The sequence below is a fragment of the Bremerella sp. JC817 genome (assembly GCF_040718835.1).
Classification (GTDB): domain Bacteria; phylum Planctomycetota; class Planctomycetia; order Pirellulales; family Pirellulaceae; genus Bremerella.
In genome coordinates this window covers 218,512-239,890 of record NZ_JBFEFG010000281.1, presented here as the reverse complement: position 1 = coordinate 239,890, position 21,379 = coordinate 218,512, and the positions used below count along the sequence as shown (strand labels likewise).

Annotated in this window: 19 protein-coding genes and 1 tRNA gene; 8 read left to right on the top strand and 12 right to left on the bottom strand. The window is 56.3% G+C overall.

What is annotated here, in order from left to right:
• Positions 1 to 34 precede the first annotated feature (34 nt).
• Together AB1L30_RS24045 and amt are read right to left on the bottom strand one after the other, a co-directional pair.
• On the bottom strand, positions 35 to 541 hold the full coding sequence (locus tag AB1L30_RS24045; protein WP_367016762.1) for a MarR family transcriptional regulator: 507 nt from the start codon (positions 539 to 541) through the stop codon (positions 35 to 37).
• A 168-nt stretch (positions 542 to 709) separates the two neighbouring features.
• Complete coding sequence (gene amt, locus AB1L30_RS24040; RefSeq protein WP_367016760.1) at positions 710 to 3,034, bottom strand: ammonium transporter; 2,325 nt, start codon at positions 3,032 to 3,034, stop codon at positions 710 to 712.
• A gap of 451 nt (positions 3,035 to 3,485) precedes the next feature.
• Here amt and nrfH point away from each other — a divergent pair, with 451 nt between their 5' ends.
• The 5 genes from nrfH (at position 3,486) to AB1L30_RS24015 (ending at position 10,091) form a co-directional block, all read left to right on the top strand.
• Positions 3,486 to 3,968 (top strand): cytochrome c nitrite reductase small subunit, encoded by a 483-nt coding sequence (gene nrfH / locus AB1L30_RS24035; protein ID WP_367016758.1) that lies wholly within the window; start codon positions 3,486 to 3,488, stop codon positions 3,966 to 3,968.
• 12 nt (positions 3,969 to 3,980) lie between these two features.
• Entirely contained in the window at positions 3,981 to 5,576 is a 1,596-nt protein-coding gene (locus tag AB1L30_RS24030) for an ammonia-forming cytochrome c nitrite reductase subunit c552 (RefSeq protein WP_367016757.1), read from the top strand.
• Between the two features lie 256 nt (positions 5,577 to 5,832).
• Positions 5,833 to 6,540: a hypothetical protein gene (locus AB1L30_RS24025; protein ID WP_367016755.1), complete on the top strand. Its 708-nt coding sequence runs from the start codon at positions 5,833 to 5,835 to the stop codon at positions 6,538 to 6,540.
• A gap of 375 nt (positions 6,541 to 6,915) precedes the next feature.
• Complete coding sequence (locus tag AB1L30_RS24020; protein WP_367016753.1) at positions 6,916 to 8,643, top strand: methyl-accepting chemotaxis protein; 1,728 nt, start codon at positions 6,916 to 6,918, stop codon at positions 8,641 to 8,643.
• 341 nt (positions 8,644 to 8,984) lie between these two features.
• Positions 8,985 to 10,091, top strand: a complete 1,107-nt coding sequence (locus AB1L30_RS24015) for a vWA domain-containing protein (RefSeq protein ID WP_367016751.1) — start codon at positions 8,985 to 8,987, stop codon at positions 10,089 to 10,091.
• On the opposite strand, the gene AB1L30_RS24010 is transcribed toward AB1L30_RS24015, so the two are convergent.
• Positions 10,092 to 10,865 carry a helix-turn-helix domain-containing protein gene (locus tag AB1L30_RS24010; RefSeq protein WP_367016749.1) on the bottom strand — a complete coding sequence of 258 codons (774 nt, stop codon included), beginning with the start codon at positions 10,863 to 10,865 and terminating at the stop codon, positions 10,092 to 10,094. It lies immediately after the preceding gene.
• 284 nt (positions 10,866 to 11,149) lie between these two features.
• Here AB1L30_RS24010 and AB1L30_RS24005 point away from each other — a divergent pair, with 284 nt between their 5' ends.
• Complete coding sequence (locus tag AB1L30_RS24005; protein ID WP_367016746.1) at positions 11,150 to 11,908, top strand: hypothetical protein; 759 nt, start codon at positions 11,150 to 11,152, stop codon at positions 11,906 to 11,908.
• Positions 11,909 to 11,929: 21 nt separating this feature from the next.
• On the opposite strand, the gene AB1L30_RS24000 is transcribed toward AB1L30_RS24005, so the two are convergent.
• Positions 11,930 to 12,673 (bottom strand): SGNH/GDSL hydrolase family protein, encoded by a 744-nt coding sequence (locus AB1L30_RS24000; RefSeq protein ID WP_367016744.1) that lies wholly within the window; start codon positions 12,671 to 12,673, stop codon positions 11,930 to 11,932.
• A 115-nt stretch (positions 12,674 to 12,788) separates the two neighbouring features.
• Between AB1L30_RS24000 and AB1L30_RS23995 the strand changes: the two genes are divergently transcribed.
• Positions 12,789 to 13,283: a VanZ family protein gene (locus AB1L30_RS23995; RefSeq protein ID WP_367016742.1), complete on the top strand. Its 495-nt coding sequence runs from the start codon at positions 12,789 to 12,791 to the stop codon at positions 13,281 to 13,283.
• Between the two features lie 82 nt (positions 13,284 to 13,365).
• On the opposite strand, the gene AB1L30_RS23990 is transcribed toward AB1L30_RS23995, so the two are convergent.
• The 4 genes from AB1L30_RS23990 to AB1L30_RS23975 form a co-directional block, all read right to left on the bottom strand.
• Positions 13,366 to 13,437 (bottom strand) — tRNA-Cys (locus AB1L30_RS23990).
• A gap of 117 nt (positions 13,438 to 13,554) precedes the next feature.
• A complete protein-coding gene (locus AB1L30_RS23985; RefSeq protein WP_367016740.1) occupies positions 13,555 to 13,950 on the bottom strand; it encodes a carboxypeptidase regulatory-like domain-containing protein in 396 nt (131 codons plus the stop codon).
• A 50-nt stretch (positions 13,951 to 14,000) separates the two neighbouring features.
• The gene (locus AB1L30_RS23980) at positions 14,001 to 15,089 is read right to left on the bottom strand and encodes a DUF1559 domain-containing protein (RefSeq protein ID WP_367016739.1); all 1,089 of its coding nucleotides are present in this window, start codon (positions 15,087 to 15,089) and stop codon (positions 14,001 to 14,003) included.
• A gap of 433 nt (positions 15,090 to 15,522) precedes the next feature.
• Complete coding sequence (locus AB1L30_RS23975; protein ID WP_367016737.1) at positions 15,523 to 16,173, bottom strand: hypothetical protein; 651 nt, start codon at positions 16,171 to 16,173, stop codon at positions 15,523 to 15,525.
• A 315-nt stretch (positions 16,174 to 16,488) separates the two neighbouring features.
• Between AB1L30_RS23975 and AB1L30_RS23970 the strand changes: the two genes are divergently transcribed.
• Positions 16,489 to 17,487 carry a methyltransferase gene (locus AB1L30_RS23970; RefSeq protein WP_367016736.1) on the top strand — a complete coding sequence of 333 codons (999 nt, stop codon included), beginning with the start codon at positions 16,489 to 16,491 and terminating at the stop codon, positions 17,485 to 17,487.
• Between the two features lie 96 nt (positions 17,488 to 17,583).
• On the opposite strand, the gene AB1L30_RS23965 is transcribed toward AB1L30_RS23970, so the two are convergent.
• The 4 genes from AB1L30_RS23965 to AB1L30_RS23950 form a co-directional block, all read right to left on the bottom strand.
• Positions 17,584 to 17,901 (bottom strand): hypothetical protein, encoded by a 318-nt coding sequence (locus AB1L30_RS23965; protein WP_367016734.1) that lies wholly within the window; start codon positions 17,899 to 17,901, stop codon positions 17,584 to 17,586.
• A gap of 56 nt (positions 17,902 to 17,957) precedes the next feature.
• Positions 17,958 to 18,977 carry a DUF1559 domain-containing protein gene (locus AB1L30_RS23960; RefSeq protein ID WP_367016732.1) on the bottom strand — a complete coding sequence of 340 codons (1,020 nt, stop codon included), beginning with the start codon at positions 18,975 to 18,977 and terminating at the stop codon, positions 17,958 to 17,960.
• Positions 18,978 to 19,254: 277 nt separating this feature from the next.
• Complete coding sequence (locus tag AB1L30_RS23955; RefSeq protein WP_367016730.1) at positions 19,255 to 19,959, bottom strand: methyltransferase domain-containing protein; 705 nt, start codon at positions 19,957 to 19,959, stop codon at positions 19,255 to 19,257.
• A gap of 191 nt (positions 19,960 to 20,150) precedes the next feature.
• Entirely contained in the window at positions 20,151 to 21,305 is a 1,155-nt protein-coding gene (locus AB1L30_RS23950) for a DNA-binding transcriptional regulator (protein ID WP_345093329.1), read from the bottom strand.
• Positions 21,306 to 21,379 lie beyond the last annotated feature (74 nt).

Below are 21,379 nucleotides of genomic sequence, written 5' to 3'. Positions count from 1 at the left end.
CTATCGTTTCAGGCGGCATGGCAGCCGCGTTATATCAATCGTCAACCAGCGAGAGGTTCGTGGCATCTTCGTGCGGGGCACGAGCATCGCGAAGCAGCCCGGCCAACTGCTTCAACTGGGCAGGGGAGAGGTGACCCAATTGCCGTGCATGGCATTGTTCGACCTGTTCGGCAAGCTGCTCCAGCAGTTGAAGCCCCGCCGGCGAGATGGTGACTTCCACCACCCGTCGATTCTCGGGACGCCGCTCTCGTGTTAGTAAACCGCGTTGTTCGAGCTTATCTAACAGACGAGTCATGTCCGGCGCACGAGAAATCAGTCGCGAGCCTAGCACCAGCGTTGGCATCGAAGCAGGATGCACGGACTTTAGCAAGCGAAGTGTGTTGTACTGCTGAGCCGACAAGCCGACTTTGCCGAATACTTCTTCCTCGATCGTTTTCAGGCGATCGTAGGTGCGCCAAAGGTTCAGGAAGACTTCCTGTTCCAGGGAGTCAAACTTTCCGCCAGGAGGACGCGTTCGAGATTTCTGTGAAGATACAGCCATCCCCCCAGGATAGGCGTCATTACAATAAACGTCAAGACAACAGTCTCACTTCCAGGTATTGATCTCGAAAAGAACAATGCCCCCAAAAACTCGGGGTGAGTCCCGAATAAGTGGGGGCACTGCAAGCTGGATCGTGGGGCGAACCAGCCAGTCATCGGCACTCGCGGACTAGGCGAGGCCGGCTTGATCCAGCACGGTGGTGAATTCCTGATACGAATTCCGCACGCGGTGGCCGATCGTTTCGCTGGAAACACGAATTTCCTGCATTCCTTTCAGCATTTGCTCGACCATTTGTTCAATCTCGCTACCGATCTGACGGACCTGTTCGGCCGAGGCCCGTTGGTCGGTCGATGTGTTCTGCAGGAAGCGGTTCATTTCGTCATTCATAGCACAGACCTGGCCGATGACGTTTGCCGTCTCGCTCAGGTTCGAGGCCACTTCCCGGGTATCGCTGCGAATGCGAGAAATCTGTCCACTAATTTGCTGGGTCGATTCGGCCGAAGCACGAGACAGTTGTTTCACCTCGGTGGCGACCACGGCGAAGCCCTTGCCAGCGGCACCGGCCCGGGCAGCTTCGATCGTGGCGTTCAATGCAAGCAGGTTGGTCTGCTCGGCCACTTCGCGAACCATGTCGAGCACCGATTCGATCTCGGTCGACGATTCATTCAACTGGCTCATCGTCGCGCCGCTGCTGCTGGCAGTCGCCACGCCTCGTTCGGCCAGCGACGCAGTCTTTTGCATCTGCTGCGAAATATCCCCCAGCGAGCGGACCATCGTATCGATGCGAGCGAAGATCTGCTGAACTGAACTGACGAGCCTCTGGGCGTTGGTTGAAGAGGTCTCGACCACCGACTGAAGCGAGTTGCGTTGTTCGTCGATCGACTCTAGGCTCGACTCGACTTGGTGCTTGTACCTGGCGAGGCCTGCCTGGGCGAGTGATTTCTGGCGTTCCAGCGATTGCACGGCGTCACGCGTGCGGTGCCGTTCCGAGTCGATCGCTTCGATCAAACGATTAAACGCCTGAGCCAGGTCGCCCGCTTCGGTACCGATTTCCGGTTCGACCAGGAACCGGCGATCGATGTGCTCGGCATGGGCGGCCTGCTGCATGGTAGCGGCCAGGTCGAACAGCGTGCTCTTAGCACCATGTTCGGAAACGTTCAGGCCCATGATTTCATCTTCTTCACTAACACGGACATGCGTGACGCACTTTAGCAGATAGACCAGGGCAAACCCCGTGCAGAAGGTCCACACGAAGCAAGCCGCGACACCGATCGCTTGAACACCGATCAAATCCCAGCGGGTCATACTGGCGCCGGTAAGAACGTCTTCTCGAGCGAAGAAGCCGACCGCGATCGTACCCCAGGCACCGCAGAAGCCATGCACTGGAATCGCACCGACGACGTCGTCCAGTTTCAAAACCTTCTCCATCAAGATCATACCGAGGAAGACCAACACGCCACTGACCAGACCGATCAGCACGGCACCCGTCGCCGAAACACTGGCACAGCCGGCGGTGATCCCGACCAGGCCACCCAGCACGCCATTGGCGATGTCTTCGGCTTGAGGCAGTTTGGCACTTCCGAGCGACCAGCTAATCAAAGTCGAGCTAAGCCCGCCGAAACAGGCGGAAAGCAGTGTCGTCATGGCGATCGGACCGACTTCAGCATCGACGGCCAGGGTACTGCCGCAGTTAAAGCCAAACCAGCCAAACACCAGGATGAACGTACCGAGGTACATCAACGGCAAGTTGTGGGGATGGAACCGGTTCGCCGTGCCGTCTTCGTTAAAGCGTCCCAGACGTGGCCCAATAATGATGACCGATGCCAACGCCACCCAGGCACCCACCGAGTGCACCACGGTCGAGCCAGCGAAGTCGATGAAGCCCATGTCTTCCAGCCAGCCGCTGGAGTCGCTGTGATACAAGCTGCCCCACGCCCAGTGACCGAACACCGGATAGATGAGTGCCGATGTGATCAGCGAGATAAACAGGTAAGTCACAAAGCGGGAACGTTCGGCGACGGCGCCCGAGTCGATCGTCGCTGCGGTTCCGCAGAACGTAGCTTGAAAGACGAAGAAGACGGCCAGCCAAGGAGAGTTCTCAAAAGAGACGCAGAAGTCGGTCGTGCCGAACAGGCCATAGTAGGTGGTTCCGAACATCAGCCCAAAGCCGATGAACCAGAAGCCGGCGACGGAAAGGACGAAGTCGGCCATGTTTTTCACGGCGACATTAATCGAGTTCTTGGCCCGAGCCAGACCTGACTCCAGGCACATGAAACCGGCTTGCATCAGCATGACCAGGGCGGCGGCAAAGATCACCCACGCATAGTCAATCAACGCGTGGCCGTCGGCAGTGGCATCTACCGCAGGGGCGGCTTCCACGGCTGCGACCGGTGCCGCCAGATCGGCCTGGGCAAAGGCCTGCGATCCACCGACGACCAGCGAGCCAACAGTAAGGAGAGATACGATTAGATAGAGATTTCGACGTGAGGGCATACGTTTACTTCTTCCAGTGTTTCGTAGATTTTCCGCCTCTAAAAAACAATGAATCGAATTGAAGATTCCCCCAACGATAGGTTGTTCGTAGAAACCGCAATGTGAAAAAGTTGCTTCCTTTGTTGAAAATTTATTGTCCTCTCAATGGGTGGTTCTGAGGTCGATAGAAGCGAAACTTATTCCCAATGGACCGCTGGATCCCCCGCAAAGTGAGTGCGGGCTGGATGGTGTAAGAAACTTGTGACGAATTTAGGGAAAATGCTTTGAAGCGTTCCCCCCAGAACGCTATCTTGGGCACCCAGATGGTCCAACCACTACGCCCGCGATCGAATCCGGCCTGAAAGCCGGGGTTTGATTAGCTAACGGAAGGCTGGGATGTATGGAAAACGGGAGCTCAAACACCTCTCGTCGCCAGTATTCATGGAAGCGATCTTCAAGGGCCCGCGTCTACGTGGGGCTCTTTTCGTCTTGCTTCGCGATCCTGCTGGGGATTGTGCTCGGCCTGGGTACGTTCACGTTTGGTTATGGAAAAGGGGCCAGCTACCTGAGCAACGACCCCCAGACATGTATCAATTGTCATGTCATGCAAGAGCCGTATGACACATGGCAGAAGTCGAGCCATCACAATGTTGCCGTTTGTAACGACTGCCATCTCTCTCACGACCCGATTGGCAAGTGGGTAACCAAGGCCGATAACGGTTTCTTTCACTCGCTGGCGTTCACACTGAACGACTACCCAGAGCCGCTGCGAATCAAGCCTCGCAATCGCCAGGTCACGCAGCATGCCTGCCTGCATTGCCACGCCGACTTCGTCCATAGCATGCTTCCGGCGAATCATCAGGAAGAGACGATGTCGTGCGTGCATTGTCACGCCGACGTCGGGCACGCGCTGCACGCTCGCGTCTATCCCACCTTGGAACCCAACTCACGATAGCAGGATTTGATCATGAGTTCTGAACCATCCACGTCCCCCTCGAAGGGAGCCCGCGGAAATTCCTTCTTCGCCCTGGTTGGGTTGATGCTGTTGTTCGCGGTGATCACCTTCGCCGTCGTAGCGCTGTTGATGAATATCTTCGAAAAGAAGCAGGAAGCGCGGATTCCGTTCGTGCGTTTGGAAGAGGTCGACGAAGTTTCGACTGATCCGGCACCGTGGGGCGTGAATTGGCCGCACCAGTACGACTCGTACCTGCGTACGGTCGACATGGAAGAGAGCGATTACGGTGGTTCCGACGGGATGACCGCCAGCAAGCTCGAGGCGGATCCCTGGCTGAAGCGTTTATTCGCCGGCTATGCCTTCAGTCTGGACTACCGCGAAGCACGCGGGCACGCTTACATGCTCAGCGATCAAGAGAAAACCAAACGGGTGACCGAGCGAAAGCAGGGCGGGGCCTGCCTGCATTGCCATGCGTCGGTGGTGCCGACTTACCGACGTCTTGGTTTGATTGAACAAGGCGAAATGGATGTTACCGAGTTGGAACTGGCGCACGACTTCAACTGGCCCGCCGTGATGAAGGGCTTCGAGAAGATGAGCACGATGGACTATCCCGACGCCCATGCCGAGATTGAAATGACCCCCGATGGAACCACGGCATCTGGCAAGGCACACCCGGTGAGCTGCATCGATTGCCACGATCCCGAATCGATGGCGATCCGCGTGACTCGGCCAGGCTTCGTGAACGGTATCGCCGCGCTGGCGAAAAGTGACGACCCGGTTCCTCATCTGCCAAGTATTCAGCGATGGCGAAACGGCAAGAAGGATCGCGACTACGATCCCAATCGCGACGCGACGCGGCAGGAAATGCGGACGTTCGTCTGTGCCCAGTGTCATGTTGAGTACTATTGTGCGACCAAAGAGACATTGTTCTTCCCCTGGGGCAACGGTCTGAAGGTCGAGCAAATCGAAGAGCTGTACGACAACCACAAGTTCCCTGACGGCAGCGACTTCATCGACTACAAGCATGGAGAAACGGGCGCGAAGATCTACAAGGCTCAGCATCCCGAGTTTGAGCTCTGGAGCCAGGGGATTCATGCCCGCAGTGGCGTGAGCTGCGCCGACTGCCATATGCCCTACGAACGTAAAGGGGCGATGAAAGTCAGTAGCCACTGGGTCGGAAGTCCTTTGCTGACGGCCGACAAGTCGTGCCAGACTTGCCATAACGTGAACGCTCAGGAACTAGTCGATCGAGTGCATATCATCCAGGAGCGAACCAAGGCCCTGACCGAACGGGCCGCGGTGGCGATGACGTCGATGCTGGATGCCATGCGGGCCGCCCAGGCCGCCGGCGCTACCGACGAGCAGATGGCACCGATCCTGGAACTGCAAAAGAAGGGGATGTGGCGGCTCGATTTCATCAGCAGCGAGAATTCGAAAGGCTTTCACGCCGATCAGGAAGCGGCTCGTATCTTGGGCGAGTCGATCGATTATTGTCGCCAGGCCGAAATCGAGGCGCTGAAGCTTCGAGCCCCAGAGGCGCCCGAGCCAACCGGGGAAGTGATCGAAGTCGAAGGCATCACCCCCGACGATAAAGCACCAGTGAACTAGCCAAGCATCAACCGGTACGAATAGGGGAACTGGGCTTGCTTTAAAGCCCAGTCGTCCGCTATCTAAGTGGCCATGCGTCTGGGTCATGAGTCTACGGGCGCTAGGGGAGTGCCAAGACTCTGATTCGTGCTATTCTCAACGGATGTCTGACTTACCTGTTTCTTCTTCCACTTCCCAGGCCCCCAAAGCCCGCGGAAAGCGTTGGATTCCCGGTGGATTGCCACCTCATCGGGCGATCGTGTCGGACTTGATGCGCATGCATCGAACGATGCCGACGGTGTCGCAGGTAAAGACCTTCGATCTTCAAGGACTCGCGGACGCACGCTCGAAATGCCCCATTCGGATCTCGTGGTCGATTGCGGTTCTTCGGGCCTACGCTCTGCTCTCGGCTGAAACGGCCAGTTTACGGCAGACTTTTATGGAGTGGCCCTGGCCACATCTTTACGAGCACCCCCATCCTATTGGCAATCTGGCCATTTCGCGTGTGGTCGACGGAGAGCAATGGCTCTTCTTCGCGCCGATGGACGAAGCCCACACCATGCCGCTGCTTCAACTTCAGGGGCTTTTGGAACGCTACCAGACGGCTCCGGTCGAAACGGCTTTCAAGAATCAGGTCCGCTTTGCCAACTATCCTGACATGCTTCGCCGCGTGATGTGGTGGTTACGCTTTCATTTCACCCCGAAGAAACGTGTGAAACGTCTGGGAACCTTTGCTCTGACGACACTCGCCGGCCAAGGGGTGACCATCGTCGATCCCAAGGCACCGGTCACCACGACGCTGACTTACGGTCCGCTGGATGATCAGGGGCGTTGCAACGTCACCATCGCGTACGATCATCGCGTCATGGATGGTAAAGAAGTGGCCGACATTCTATGTGCTTTAGAACGCAAGCTGCAGACGCAGATTTTGAGCGAGTTTGAAATGTTGACCCAGCAGGTAGAGTCTCGGAGCCGGGCTGCATAGGTCGCGAACAGAATCTAGCTTATCCGCCGGATCAATGCCGTCAGCATCGGCGATTACCATCCCCCTCGCGGGAAAAACAAGGCATGTGAGCCAAAATTGGCCAATGTGGATTCTCGCAGTTTGAATTCCCATAAAAAAGCCATTTGTGAAATGCGGGTTAAGGCCTAACTCTAGTTCTTGAAGATACTTAGGTTGTGTGGGAGCGGTCCCATCCGATTGCGAGATGGATTAGATTTGCCGAACGTATCGATTCGAGCTGAGCAATTCTCTTAGCGCGTTGTCGGCAATTGATTTGCAACACCGCTTCTGCCCTAGATTTCAACAGTAACCAGATGCCATTTGGCTAGGCAATCGAGTGAAATCAAAGGGCCGAAGATGAGTCAGCAGACTAACAGTGCACCAGGCAGCTTTCGTAATCGTTTGAACTCTATCCGTCTCAGCACGAAGTTGATCGGTGGGTTCGCGCTGGTGTTGATTCTCGCCGCGACGGCCTGTTTTATTGGCGACCGCGGGCTCAGTTCGCTGCAGTCGGAACTGGACTACATCGCGGCCGACAAGCAAATCTTCGGCGACGCCCAGGCCATCAAGAACCTGATGCTCCAGCACCGCCGGTACGAGAAGGACTTGTTCCTCAATATCGGTAACCGTGACAGCCAGGTCGAAAAGTATCTGCCGAAGCTTAAAGAGAAGCAGGCCGAGATTCAGGCGCTCCTCACGAAGATGGAACGAGTCATCGCGGAAGATCCTCGCTTCAGTCCTGAGATCAAACAGATCGCCGCCCGGCTGCCAGAATTGCACAATACCTACATGAGTGGCGTGCTGCAGGTGGCGGACAAAGCGATCGCAGACGCCGAACTACCACCGCAAGAAGCCAACCGTATGATGGTTCCGTTTAAGGTGCCAATTCATGATCTGGAAGAAGGGATCGATCAGGTTGCCGACGCCGCGACCGAGCTGTTCACGCAGCGCATCGAAACTTCGGAAGAAGTCGCCAGCAATTCGCGGATGGCAATGATCATCGGTACGGTGATTGCCCTGGTGCCTTGTCCATTCATCGTGCTGTGGATCTTGAAGCCGATCCGCAAGGTTTCGCGTCTACTCGCCGATATCGCCCAGGCCGAAGGGGACCTTACCCGCCGGTTGCCGGTTGATGGCAACGACGAAGTCGGCGAACTCTCGATGTGGTTCAATAAGTTTGTCGATCAGTTGCAGGATGTCATCATCCGCGTCGGTGGCAGTGCTTCGGTCCTGGCTCAATCGTCGTCCGAGCTTTCCGCCACGGCGGGCTCTCTGACCGATCGTGCCGACGATACCACGAAGCGTTCGGCCGTCGTTTCCCACGCAGCCAATCAAATGGCGACCCGCATGGGCGAAGCCGCTAACTCGACCCAGTCGATGCAGGTCAGTGTCAGCACGGTTGCCAACGCAATCGAAGAACTTGCGGCATGCATCAACGATATCTCGACCAATACCGAGAAGGCGTCGTCGGTTGCCGGGCTGGCTGCCGAGGAGCTAGAGCAGAGCAACGCTAATATCGCCGAACTTTCGTCCGCGGCCCAAGAGATCAGCCGAGTGATTGAAACGATCGAAGACATCTCGGAACAAACCAATCTCTTGGCGCTCAATGCGACCATCGAAGCGGCCCGTGCTGGCGAAGCTGGAAAGGGGTTCAGCATTGTGGCGAATGAAGTGAAGGAACTCGCCCGGCAGGCAGCTTCCGCCACGGAAGACATTCGCCACCGCATTGGCGCTATTCAAAACGCAACCGAAAAGACGACCCGTTCGATCGGTGACATCGGTGTGCACGTCGCTCAAGTGCACGAAGTGTCTAACATGATTGCCGCTGCGATCCAGGAACAAAACTACACGACACAGTCGATCGCTGAGCATATTTCGCAAACCAATTCCGCCGTGACCAAAATCAGCGGAGGTGTGGCCGAGTCGGCCGCCGCCAGCGAAGAAATTCGTTCCAGCATGCTGGCCGTTGACATGGCAGCTCGCGAAACGTCGCACGGAGCGACAACGGCCTCGGAAACGAGCGTCGAACTGAACCGCGTCGCCGATGACCTGCAAGCGTTGATGTCGAAGTTCCGCGTGGTGTAAGTTTTCGCTCCGCATCGATCTGACGAATCACTTTATCCCTGCGTGGTGTTGGCTACGCAGGGATTTTTTTGTGGCTGCTGGCATCGGCAGACAAATATGCGTCGCTGGTTGACGCAACGTTGATGACCGAAATGCTTACCGTAGAGGGTGTGTTGCCGGTGAGGCCTTGCGCACGAATCTCCTGCTTTCGGGGCATTTTCGACCAATGTGTTGAGCTGCGGAATATTTCAAGGCAGACTACACGAAGTACGAAAAGCAAGAGGTAGCTAGATTCGCCAGTCTCTTCTCACCGCTCGAATCACCTCGACCGAACACTCGGTTGGTCAGGAGTTACCATCGCCATGTCCAGTCATGCCTATTCATCGTCAACTTCGTTCCGTCGCGAATCGACTTCCGAAAGTCGTCACGACCAGCATCCAGACCAAGGCGATGCCCCCGTTCAAAATCGATGGTGGTTCAAGGCTGCCATCTGGAGCATGCCGGCCTGGTTGATCAGCCTCATTGTTCACTGTCTCGGTGTGACGACGCTTTTGCTGGCGACCCTCGCCCCGCCACCGCTGCCGCAAACATTGAACCTGGTCGCGACCGATCAGCCTGAGAGCGAAGAACTGGAGCAGATGGTGCTGGAGATCGAACCGCAGATCGAAGAAGAGGTGGAACTGGCGATGGCAGCGCCGCAGCTCATGTCGGAATCACTTGAATCGCTGACCGCTGCCCCGGACCCGGTGATGATGAGCGAAGCGCTCTCGGTCGAAGAACTGATGCCGACGCAAACGATCGACTTCGCCGGAATGAACCCGGACGGGCTCCTTTCCGAAATCGACGGTCTGGGGGACGACATCGGCAAGATGACCAAGTTCTTCGGAACCGGAGCAAAAGGAAAGAAGATCCTGTTTCTGGTCGACAACTCGATCAGCATGGGTGGCGGCCGCATGGAGACCGCCCTGATCGAGCTTCGCAAGACAATCGAAGGTCTCACGCCGAAGCAGGAGTTCTACATCATCTTCTACAGCGATACCGCCTACCCCCTTTTCTATCCCTCGGTCGAAAAGAAGATGGTCCACGCCAACGATAAGAACAAGAAGAAGGTGGCCCAGTGGCTCGATACCGTGCAGATGTGTCTGCTGACCGACGGCCGCGACGCGATCACGTTGGCGCTACAGCTTGAGCCAGACCTGATCTACATCTTGGGGGATGGTGCATTCACCGACAATGCCGACGTCGAACTGGCCAAAACCAAGCTGGAAGGGATCACGATTCACACGCTCGGCATGCAGGTTTTGCCGAAGGATCGCGGACGTTTCTCGGCGATCGCTACCGCGCACGGGGGCACTTACAAAGATGTTGGTATCACCGAAGAGGGACGCAAACGGCTTCAGTCGAATGGCCCCATTCCCAGCAATCGCCGCCGAAATGGTGTCTGGGGCGTGAAGCTACCGGGCGGCTAGTCAGGCATCGCTTTCCGAGCCATTCCCAAGCGGATTGTGATAGCTCCGTCGATATTCGAGCGGTGTCATCCCCATATGCTTGCGGAAGAGACGACTGAAGGTACTTTGATCCGAGAAGTCATGATCGGTCGCGATTTGGCAGATCGAGTGATCGGTGTTGCTAAGATCGTCCGCCGCAGAATTGAGCCTCGTGCGGATCTTGAAATCACGAACGCTCATTCCGAACACCGCCTGGAACTTGCGATTGAGTTGCCGCGAAGAAATGTGAGCCCGGTCGGCCAGTTCTTCCACCGTCGCCAGCGAGCCTTCCGGCGTTCGCATGTACTCGACGATTTCTTCAATCTCGGAAGCCGGCGCGGCCCAGCGTTTGCCGGCCTTGTAACTGCGAATGACGCCGGCGACGCCGATGACCTCGCTGCCCGATTCGTTGAAGACCGGAATCTTGCTCGTAATGTACCAGTCGAGAATCTTTGTTTCGTTATAGAATACCTCGACACGGTTGTTGATCGGCTGGGCGGTCTCCATCACGTAGCAGTCGTCGGCACGATACTTCTTGGCGACTTCCATCGGAAAGAACTTCGAGTCGTGAGCGCCAACGACATCTTCTTCGCGCGTGGCACCCAACCGTTTGATCAACTGACGATTCGCCCAGACCATGCGGCTGTCGCGATCCTTCGTGAAGAAGAACACGTCCGGGACGGCATCGTACAGAAACTGCATCTGGTGCCGTGACCCCATCTGCGCAAAGAACTGTTTCTGAAAGTCCACATTCATCGCAATGGCCGAGATACTGGATGTTCGTTCCGGAAAGGCGTCGATCGCCAACCCTACCAGCGTAAAGATTTGAAACCGGAAGAAACAGGCCCGCTAACCATGAATATGCCTCCGTCAGCCTCGACGATCCAACCTTTTCAGGTGGCCTGAGGAAGGGGCACCTTCCTTTTCTGGGCATGCCGCCACGGTTTCCGCAAAATCGAGCCCCAGGCAGAAAACCATTCGCCGCTGAGAATCGTCTCGATGAGTGAAAAACATGCTCAATTCCCTTCGAGGAGATTCCTATGCGGCTCGTACTTTTGACGCTTGGCTTTCTGTTGGTAATGGTGTCGGCTCTTTCGGCTGCCGAGCCAGAGAACGTGGCTTCTGGCAAGATCCAGAACAACGACGCTTTGAAGCAGGTGCCCAAATCAGGCATCGTGACCGATCAGGCCACGTTCGAGAAGTTGTGGAAGGCTTTTCGTGGCGAGGAAGCGTTGCCAGACATCGACTTCGAAAAGAAGCTGGTGCTCGTCGGAACCGTCGACGGGCCGAATCTGGTGATGCTGAATCCGAAGCTGGAAGCCGACGGCAACCTGAAGTACGTCGTTGGTGGGACCCGAATGGCTGGTCCGGGCTTCGGCTATCGAATGGTCGCTGTCGATCGCGACGGGGTGAAGACGATCAATGGGCAGCCGATGAATACTTCGGCCGTGCATGGCAAGATTGTGATCGGCAAGGACCTGCCCGGTTTTGAGCGGCAAGCGCTGGAGATCAAACTTTTCGAGTACGATCCATTGCTCGCGGACGTATCGGCGGACCTGATCGATGAGGTCGTGATCGACGACTTTTCGCACGCTGCTGGCAAAGAAAAGAGCGTGCCGTTTGGGCTTGGCAAGGATTTCCAGCCACGGAAAGACCGCGAGTACTACATCACAGTCTTTGTGGTGGCAGGTGCCAACCGAACCCATGTCGGAGAACTGAGCCGCGAGAGCCGAATCAATAAGGTCCGGCCTGGCAAAGGTTCGGGGGAAGTTGTGGTCACCTTGCGACAGGTTCGCTAGGCGACCACTTGATAAGTCGCACTAGTTGGAAGGCTTCGCGGCAAGTGCCTTCTCGATGACCGATGCCACTTGTTCTGCCAGGGCCTGCGAACCTTTGTCCGAGAAGTGGACGTTCTTGGGCAATTGAATCTCGTCCAGGCGTGGCTGGCAGAAGGCATAAAGGTCGTCGATCTCGATATCGTTGGCCTCCATGATCTTCAAGGCGGCGGCGTTGTACTTGCCGGGCGATTCTGGTTCGCGCAGGGGACCCTTGGTGCCGGGCACGACCGGGGTGGTCGTCGCGAAGATCAACTTGGCGTCGGTTTTCTTAAGCCGGGCCACAATCTTTTCGAGATTGGCCGCGTACTGGTCCACGGTTGCCTGAACAGGATCTTTAGGATTGCTCGAAACGGTGTTGCCGCCTGGCTCGGTCACGTGCTTTAAGTCGTGTAGTCCCCAGTTGAAGTGGATGACGTCCCATTTGCGATCGCCCAGCCAGCGATCGATCGACTCAACACCTTTCGTGGTGCCGCTGCAGTTCTCTGCCTTCTTGCCGTCGGCGGTGTGGGGGCGGAAGACGTTCGCTTTGCCCTCCAGCAGTTCGCGAACCTTCAGCGTGTAACCAATCGAAATCGAATCGCCCAGGATCAACACGTTGGGGAGCTTCGGATCAGGCGTCTCGGCCCATTGCCCCAGCTTTTTATTTGTCGGTTTAGAAATCTCTTGGCCGACGAGGCTCGTCGAGGTTAGCAGAGCCAAGGCAATCGTCAGGGCGATCATTTTCATGATGAGTATACTCGAGCAGGAGTGCAGGGTAGGGAAGGACTACGCATGATGATAGTCGATCCCCAACACAGATGCACGCAGTGCCATCCTCGCGTTGAGAAAGGGACCGGGCCGGATGGAAAGTGAACCAAATGCCAGCCCAAAGTGGTCGCTGGGGACACGGCTGATCTTGCTGCTGGCCCTGTTCTGGGCGGCGGCAATCTTTGCGACGTCGTGCTATGTCATCCGGCCTGAGGAGTTCTTTCGGCGGATCCAAGAGTTTCTGAATCTCGACACGGCAGCGATGTACGAGTTTCGTGTTTTCTGGGGAATCTGGTGGTTCACGATCGTGAAAGGATGGCACTTCACCGAATTCGCAGTCTTAACCTGGCTGGTTAGCTGGGCGTTTCGGGCCACTGGCTGGCTATCGACTCGCATTGCGATCAACGCAGCCATGATCGTTTGCATTCTGTACGCCGCCGGAGACGAGTGGCATCAAACGTTTGTGCCCGATCGTTATGGCACCGTCACCGACGTACTGATTGACTCGCTGGGAGTCTTCTTTGCCGGTGGCATTCTTGGGTGGCGTGCTTCACGAAGAACAAAAGCACTGGCAGCCGAAGCCACGTAAAAAGATCGATCAACGAGGGATACACTCAGACGGAAACTCAACCCTAGTAAGATGTAGTCCGAGCTGGCAGTTGATCGGTCAGAAACGTCGGTGGGAGTCGAACCCACTTGAAGTTGCTTTGCAGGCAACCGCCTGGCCGGTCGGCATCAGCGTCGTAAGGGTAGAGGAAGCTGTCGCTGATAAGGTTCGCGCTGCGAACGTGAAAAACCAAAACACCAGACCTATCCAGAACAGATAGACCCGGTGCTTTGGAGGTAGGGAGATACCTGCCTCATTTGGAAACAAGTTCGAAGTTGATTTCGTTTCGGCTGCCTTGTTCGACGTTGGCTGTCAGGCTGCCTGGCTTGCCAAACTTGGCGGGGACCAGAACGGCCGGACTTGGCTTGCCGGGCGGAGGCGTGTTGCTGATCGAGACCATATGGTCACCGATGATCGCCCCGCGGATATCGTTGGTATAGATCAATCGGTACTGCCCCTTGTCATCGGTCAAGCCAAACGACGTGCGGCCTCCGCCAGTCGGCGAGAAGCTGACCATCGCTTCTGCCGCTGGCTTGCCATCGACCGTGACCAACCCAGTAACCTCTGCGACGTTGCTGGGGACCGAGCTAGTGCACCCGCTGCCAAGCATCATGGCCGCGAGTATCAGCCCGTAACTAAGATTTCGCATGATCATCATGTCCCTGAATCTGGAAATTCCTTTGCGTTTGAAAAGCTGGCCTAGAACGATGCTCTTGGGATGAAGCCGTCGGAACGGTTGGCCAGGTTTTCGAGCACCGTGTTGTCGTGCACTTCGTCTGGCTTGTGATCGACGGTGTCAGGAATGAAGTGGACCGAACCGTCGCAGTAAACGAATTGAACGCCGCCTGGATGATGGCTGTTGAAACCGGAGCGGCACCAGAACGTGTAGAGGGGGCTATTCAGCGGATAGGCGACCGAACCAAGCACGTTGGCCGAGTCCCACAAATAACCGCCGTCGTACGAAAAGCCATACGGGTTCGTTCCCACGCAGGGGCATTTTCCGCCTGGGGTCGAGTCGTCGTCGTCGGGGGCGTCGTACCCATCTGGCTCCTTCAGCCAGGTAACCCGTTCGCCGATCATCAGCGTATTGCTGGTGCCATCGGTGATGTCAGCAAATTTCACGACCGCATCCAAGCCAAACACACCATTGAAGTTGGTCTTGCCGCCACCACCAATCGGCGGTGCCCAGTACGCTGTCCAGGTGTAGCGCTGCGACCCTGCGACTGCGGCGTAGTTCCCTTTGGCCGGGTTGTTATTAGGGTTGTTCGTTGCCGATCCACTGGTGTCGTTCAGCAGGCCAACGTTCCCTTGGATGGGCTGCAAGATTTCGTCGCCAGCATCGGATGGGCAGACCATCGCCGATAGTGGATTACGCATCAGGTCAATCAATTGGCGACCGCTGGCACCGTTGACGCTGCTGCCTTCGGTAACCGCTTCGTCGAGGCGAATGGTCCCTGGTTTCAGGGCTTCGTAGAGGTTGTCTTGCTCGAGGAAAGGGAACAAATGGAGCGCCCAGCCCGAGGCGTTGCCGTCGCCATTGCCGCCAGAGTTAAAGTAAGTCATACCTCCCGGCGGAAAGCTACCGAAGCTGTCGTGATAGTTGTGCACGGCCAAGCCAAGCTGCTTCAGGTTGTTCGTGCAAGACATACGCCGCGCTGCTTCGCGTGCTTGTTGCACCGCTGGCAAGAGTAAGGCGATCAGTACGCCGATGATCGCAATGACCACCAACAGTTCGACGAGGGTAAAACCAGACCGACGCGCGTGGTCTGTTCGGATTTCGTTCTGCATTCATCAGGCTCCCAACGAAAGTGCGAATCGAATGACGAGTGTGCGGCGATGAAGAGGAGACAATGCCGCACGGAAGAAAGAACTCGCTCAAGAGGCAGAGCAAGCCTTTCCGGTTTCGTCGAAAGAGAGGCAACCAGCATGCCGCCTTACCGGTGCTCGTTTAAGCACAGCGGCGCAAGCGATCGCGATGCATTTGAGTTAGGACTCAATCACTAAAAGGTTTGCCGAAATATGACAAAAACCGAATGTTACAACTTGGCATGCGAGGGGAGTGCTGCAAGAAATCTCTAGCAAATGCCAATAACTTATGCGGTCACGCTTTGCTCACGAAAGCGGAGCTGTCCAGTCCAGTGGCACGTCGCGGCGCGCCGCCTAGGCAGGCTTTGAAAAAATGCGAACTTGCTGGGCAGCTTCGGCCGAAATAACCATGCCGCTAGTTCGATTTCTTCAGCCGCTTGAGGGTGTTAGAAGGAGCTTCGGCAAAGAGGATGTCGCCGCCGTTTTCTTCCAATAATTTTCGTAAACTCGCCGTGTCGTTCGTAATCAGTGAGTCAGTTCGCGTCAGGCGTTGCTTCTCGAGCAGGGAGTCGACTTTCTCGTCGACTGTATCGGTCCAGATCTTCAACTGATCGTTGCTAACCTCGTAGCGCCAGAAATAGTACGAGACCACCTTGCCATCTTGAGACATCGGGACACTCGCGAACCGTTGTTTGCCAATCGTGGTTGGAAAGGCGAGCCAGCTTTCCGATTTCAGCTTGCCCTCGGCTTCGTAAGAAACGCACACGATCCGCGTCAGACCTTTATAGGGGAATGGTGCCTGGCGATCTTGCCGGTTCTCGATACGAACGTTCCTGTCTTTGTCGTCAGGATCGAGTACGCCGGCTTCGCCGATGTGGATGTAGGCTTCCAGTTCGACGCCATTCTCATCTTGGTATTGGACCACCCAGGTTCCGAGCAAATCGGGGTCGACCTTGGCTTCCTCCAAGGGAGACAAGGGATGTTGGAACTGGGCACAGCCGGTCATCACGACAACCGTGGTGAAGATCGCGACCCAACGAGCAGTGATCGAAGCGTAGGTGATCATCGGTAGAGCTGAAGTCAAAAGGAAAGCATGAGGGAACGGGGCATAATGTCTGCCTTCAGTTTATTGGAGCTAACCGCAGGGGCGAAACGAAATGCCGCGGTTCTGCGGGGAAAAGTCGACTTACTGAAAGGTTGCTTCGTCGCCGTTTAAACGGGGGCGTTGTAGGCGAAGATCTGCAGAAAGAAAATCGACGAAAACACCTGCTAGCCAGATTGAATATGCCGATCGATTTGCCAAAATTCGGACTTATCCGTGCCCGCTCGTTCGGGCAGCGGAATTTCCCCCAGAGGTATGTTCCGGCACAGCAAGGGCATTATGTCGCACGAATTGCAATTGGATCGTTTGATTACCGGCTATTGGGTCTCGCAGTTGATCTATGTCGCCGCTCGACTCGAGATCGCCGACCTGCTGAAAGATGGTCCCCGTTCGGTGGAAGATCTGGCGGAAGCAAGTTCCGCGAATGCCGATGCGCTCTACCGTGCGCTGCGAGGACTGGCGAGTGTTGGGATCTTCGCAGAAACCGATCCGCGGCACTTCGCGTTAACACCCTCGGCAGAACCGCTACGTAAAGATGTGCCGGGATCTAAGTATGCCTTGGCCTTAATGACGGGCGACGAACAGTTTCGGACTTGGACTGAAATCGAGTACAGCGTGCGAACCGGCAAGACCGCTTTCGACCAGGTCTACGGCAAGCCTTTCTTTCAATATCTAAGCGAGAACCCCAGCAAGGCGAAGATCTTTGACGCCGCGATGGTCGGTATCCATGGCCGGGAAGTGGATGCGTTGTTGAACGTTTACGACTTCTCGCAGTTCGGCTTGCTGGCCGATATTGGCGGCGGGAATGGTTCGCAGATTCGAGCGATTCTGAAGCACTCGCCTGACATGAAAGGGATTCTGTTCGATCTACCTCACGTCATCGAGCGGGCCGAATCGCTCTTCACCGACGCTGACCTGGCCGATCGCTGTCAGCGCGTGGGGGGCAACTTCTTCGAGTCGGTACCTGCGGGGGCTGATGCCTATATCATGCGGCACATCATTCACGACTGGGATGACGAAAGCTGCTTGACGATCCTTCAGTGTTGCCATGCCGCCATGCCGGACGACGCCAAGTTGCTGATCGTCGAAAGTGTCATCCCGGCCGGCAACGAGCCCTTCGGCGGCAAGCTGCTCGATATCGTGATGATGCTGATCCCAGGGGGCAAAGAACGAACCGAGGCCGAATACCAGGAACTCCTTGCCAAAGCAGGCTTCCGACTCGAGCGAGTCATCCCAACCGATTCCGAAATCAGCATCGTGGAAGCATCGAAGGTCTAGCCGCTTCTCGACATTCGAAACCAAAGAGCCCGACTCAAGCGATCCACTTCAGTCGGGCTTTTGTTTTAGCGATCGTAACTTGGCGAAACGCAGGCGTCACTTCGTCAGCGTGGTCGACATCGCTTTTGCCTTCGCTCGAACTGCAGCGCTGCCGCGTGCAGCCAACAATTCATCGAGATCTTTCTGGAGAGCCGAACCTTTATCGGGATCGGCCGCTTTGATCTCTTCCACCAGGCGAGGCAGTTCGTCAGCGATGCTGCCCATCTCCCCAGCCTTATTGATCTCGTCTAAGGCAACTTCGAGTGTCTTGATTGCTGGCGGCGGCGTCACGGTAACCGGAGCATTCTCCGAGCAGCCGACCAAGCCGATGCCTGCCAATCCCAGCGTAATAACGATACAAGGCATAAACTTCATGGCGAGTGTCTTCAAAGTGAAGGGCTGGAAGTGAGAATGACGCGAACGGGCACCAATTAAGGAAGCGTGACCGTTTCGCCACCACTTCGTGAGCCAAGCGCGTGGTAGGTGGTGTAGTCCGTGGTTTCAGCAATGAAGCTGACCGAACCATCGCACAGCCCGTGCATTGCTCCACCTGGATGACGGCTACGAGCTGGGAACACCCCGCGGCTGTCGCTGGCACCACAGACCGAGCAGGCCTGGCATGCGGGATACTTCCAGTTGGGTGGAGCCAACGTGGTAAAGACTGCCATGTAGTTCACACCACGAATCCACTCGCGGCCTGGGATGACCGAAAGCGAACTGTTGTTCGAGGCACAGGTCGAACCGTAGCCATCGACGGTTGCTTGGGTGATGGCACCCTGGGAAGTCGACAGGAACGAACCGCCCCAGCTTTGGCCTCGCACCACGACCTGATCGTATTTGTAGGACGAGCTGCTGTTGTTGCCCTTGAGGATCTCGCCCAGCATGATCGTGTTCGACGTGCCGTCGGTCATGCTGGCGAAGTTCGTGGCTTGGTCACGACGGAAGGCACCGTTCTGCTGATCCACCGAGACGTCCCAGCCAAGGTTCGAGCCAGCCGACATCGCGTAGTTGGTGTTGCCCTGGAAGTTGGTGTCGGGGAAGTCGCTGTCGGAAGGACAAAGGAACGCGTTAACACGCGTTAGGCGATGACGAGGATGGACGGCATTGTCTTCGTTCGACAAGTAGAAGTTGTTGGACGCCGAACGGATTTGTTCACGAAGATTGTCCTGCTCGATGAAAGGCAGGATTGAAGTCAGGCCGCTGTAGCCTTTCCAATGCGAAGCCGCAGGGTCACCTGCACGAATAACGTAGGTGGGAAATGTTTGGTACGTATCGTGATAGTTGTGGAACGCCAAGCCTAGTTGCTTGAAGTTGTTCGAGCAGCTCATGCGACGAGCGGCTTCGCGGGCTTGCTGCACGGCAGGCAACAGGAGAGCAATCAAGACACCAATAATGGCAATGACGACCAGGAGTTCAACCAAGGTGAACCCCGAGCGCTGGGGCTGGGACATTTGGGGGATCCGGGGGAGATTTAGGAATGAAAACGAGGAAGGAAAGGAGAAGGGATTTTATTTCCGGAATTTAAATTATACAAGGGCACGCCTGGACGATTGTCCAGCGAGCAAGAGTCCCCCGTTAAGCAGCAAAACATGCCTTTTAGTGGGGAAACACGTGGGGAAGTGTCAGGCTTCCCATAGAGAGGGGGCCGTGCTGTTACGTAACGAAAAGACCCTTTCTGGGGCAATTGCGAAGAGGTCGCGTTTGCCGTCTGCGAGTCTCGGATGAGGGCTATCGGCGTTCGAATTGAAGGAAATAGTTTTCCTTGAACGACGGGACTTCGACTTCGCCCATGAAACGGAAGCCTGCTTTTTCGATCTCTTCTCGAAAGACCTCTTTGCCGGCGCGGACGTGGTTCAAAGTCCATTCTCGTGATTCGCCAGGAATGCGATTGAAGTCGATGACAACCAGCTTGCCACCGGGGCTCATGGCTTTATGGATCGAAGCGAGCGATGCGGCCGGGTACTCGAAATGATGATAGACGTCGCAAATGAAGGCAACGTTGATGGAGCCTGGGGCAAGGCGAATGTCGTTCTGACCACATAAGACGGGCGTGATGTTCGTGAGCTTCCGCGCTTCGGCCAGCTTCTCGACACGTTCGACAAACTTGGGGGCGATGTCGAGGGCATAGACCCAGCCCTGGTCGCCGACTGCTTTCGAGAACGGTTCGACGAACAGACCGGTTCCGGTGCCGATGTCGGCGATCCGGTCGCCAGGGCTCAGCTTTAAGCGTTCGACGATTTCGTCCTTGGCGAGAAAGACTTCGCGGCTTTCGACCTCGAAGCGATTCACCCATTGCTCGACGTCGAGATTGGGATCGAGGAAAGAGTCGTTGATGCCCGGCTTCACGCTGGTGGTTGCTGGCTTCTCTTGAGCCTGGGACCAGCCTGCAAGAGACAAGAGGGCAGCGATGGCAAGCAGGAACAAGCGAGGCATGGTACGAACCTTCAGGGTGGTAGATGCGCCACGATCACCAGGCATTGGCGTACCGACAAATCTAGTAATCCGCTGGCCTATGGTCAACGTCGTGGTGCGGAGCCGCAGGTAATTGGAAGAAGATGCGATTCGAAATCAAAACGGCCAGTTCGGCAAGAACTGGCCGTGGACTATTTCTAGATTTGCGATGCTTAGCGGAACCGCCGCGAGGCACCTTTCACATTCTGGGTGCGGTACTGGCCTGGTGTTTGGCCCAGTTCACGTTTGAAGACCACGCTCATATATTCCGGGTGATCGTAGCCCGAGAGGCCGGCGATTCGTTCGAGCGGGAGGTCGGTTTCGCGTAGTAGTTGTTTCACTCGTTTCAGCTGCACGTTGCGAATTTCGGCCTGCGGGCTGCGACCGATAAACTTCCGGAAGCGACGTTCCAGAATGCTTCGCGAGACCGGCACATGCTGCAGCACGTCGACCACCGAGATACCATCGCAGGCATGCTGGCGGATGTACTTCACTGCCGAAGCGACCAGCGGATCTTCGATCGCCAGAACGTCGGTTGACTGCCGGGTCACAATCCCCAGCGGTTCGACCAGCTTGCTCATCTGCGTTGGCTCTTCCCCCTTCATGAGGCGGTCGAGCAGGGCAGCAGCTTCAAAACCGATGCGCTGCGGATTCGGCATCACGCTGGAAAGGGGGGGATCACAGAGTTCGCAAACCAGTTCGTCGTTGTCGACACCGATCACGGCGACTTCTTCCGGGACGGCAGCGTTGATCCGGCGGCAGGCGTCGAGCACGTGCTGGCCACGCATGTCGTTACAGGCCATGATTCCGATTGGGCGAGGAAGCCCCCGCAGCCAATCACAAAGCTGGGCTTGCTGTTGCTCCCAGGTCAGGGCCGACGAAGAATCCCAAGGACCTTCCAACAGTTCGACCGGGCCGCTCGCCTTTTCGATGGCGTCTTTGAAACCGTGATAGCGTCGTGTGGACCAATTGTGGCCACTGAATCCGCAGAAGGCGAAGTGACGGAATCCTCGTTCCAGCAGGTGGGCCGCGCCCATTCGACCGACCGCTTCGTGATCGGTGCCGATATGGGGCAAACCTTGATCCCCATAGATATCGGTCAGGTCGACTGTGGGAATATTCCACGCCTTCAATTGCTCGGCAAGGCTCGGAGTGGTACTCCGGGTGATGATGCCATCCCCGTCCCAGTTCTCTAACCAAGCAGGTGGACGGTATGCGAGTTCGCGCAGATCAACGAACATCGACCAAGGTTCATTAGCCACCACATAGCGATTGATTCCACGAAGGACCTCGCGACCGTAAACCAGCGAGGTCTCCACGATGAGCATGACACGGCGTCGTTGCATTGGAAAAGAGACTCAGTATTTGATGAGGATGCTTATCAAGGGAGGACCTCATTATG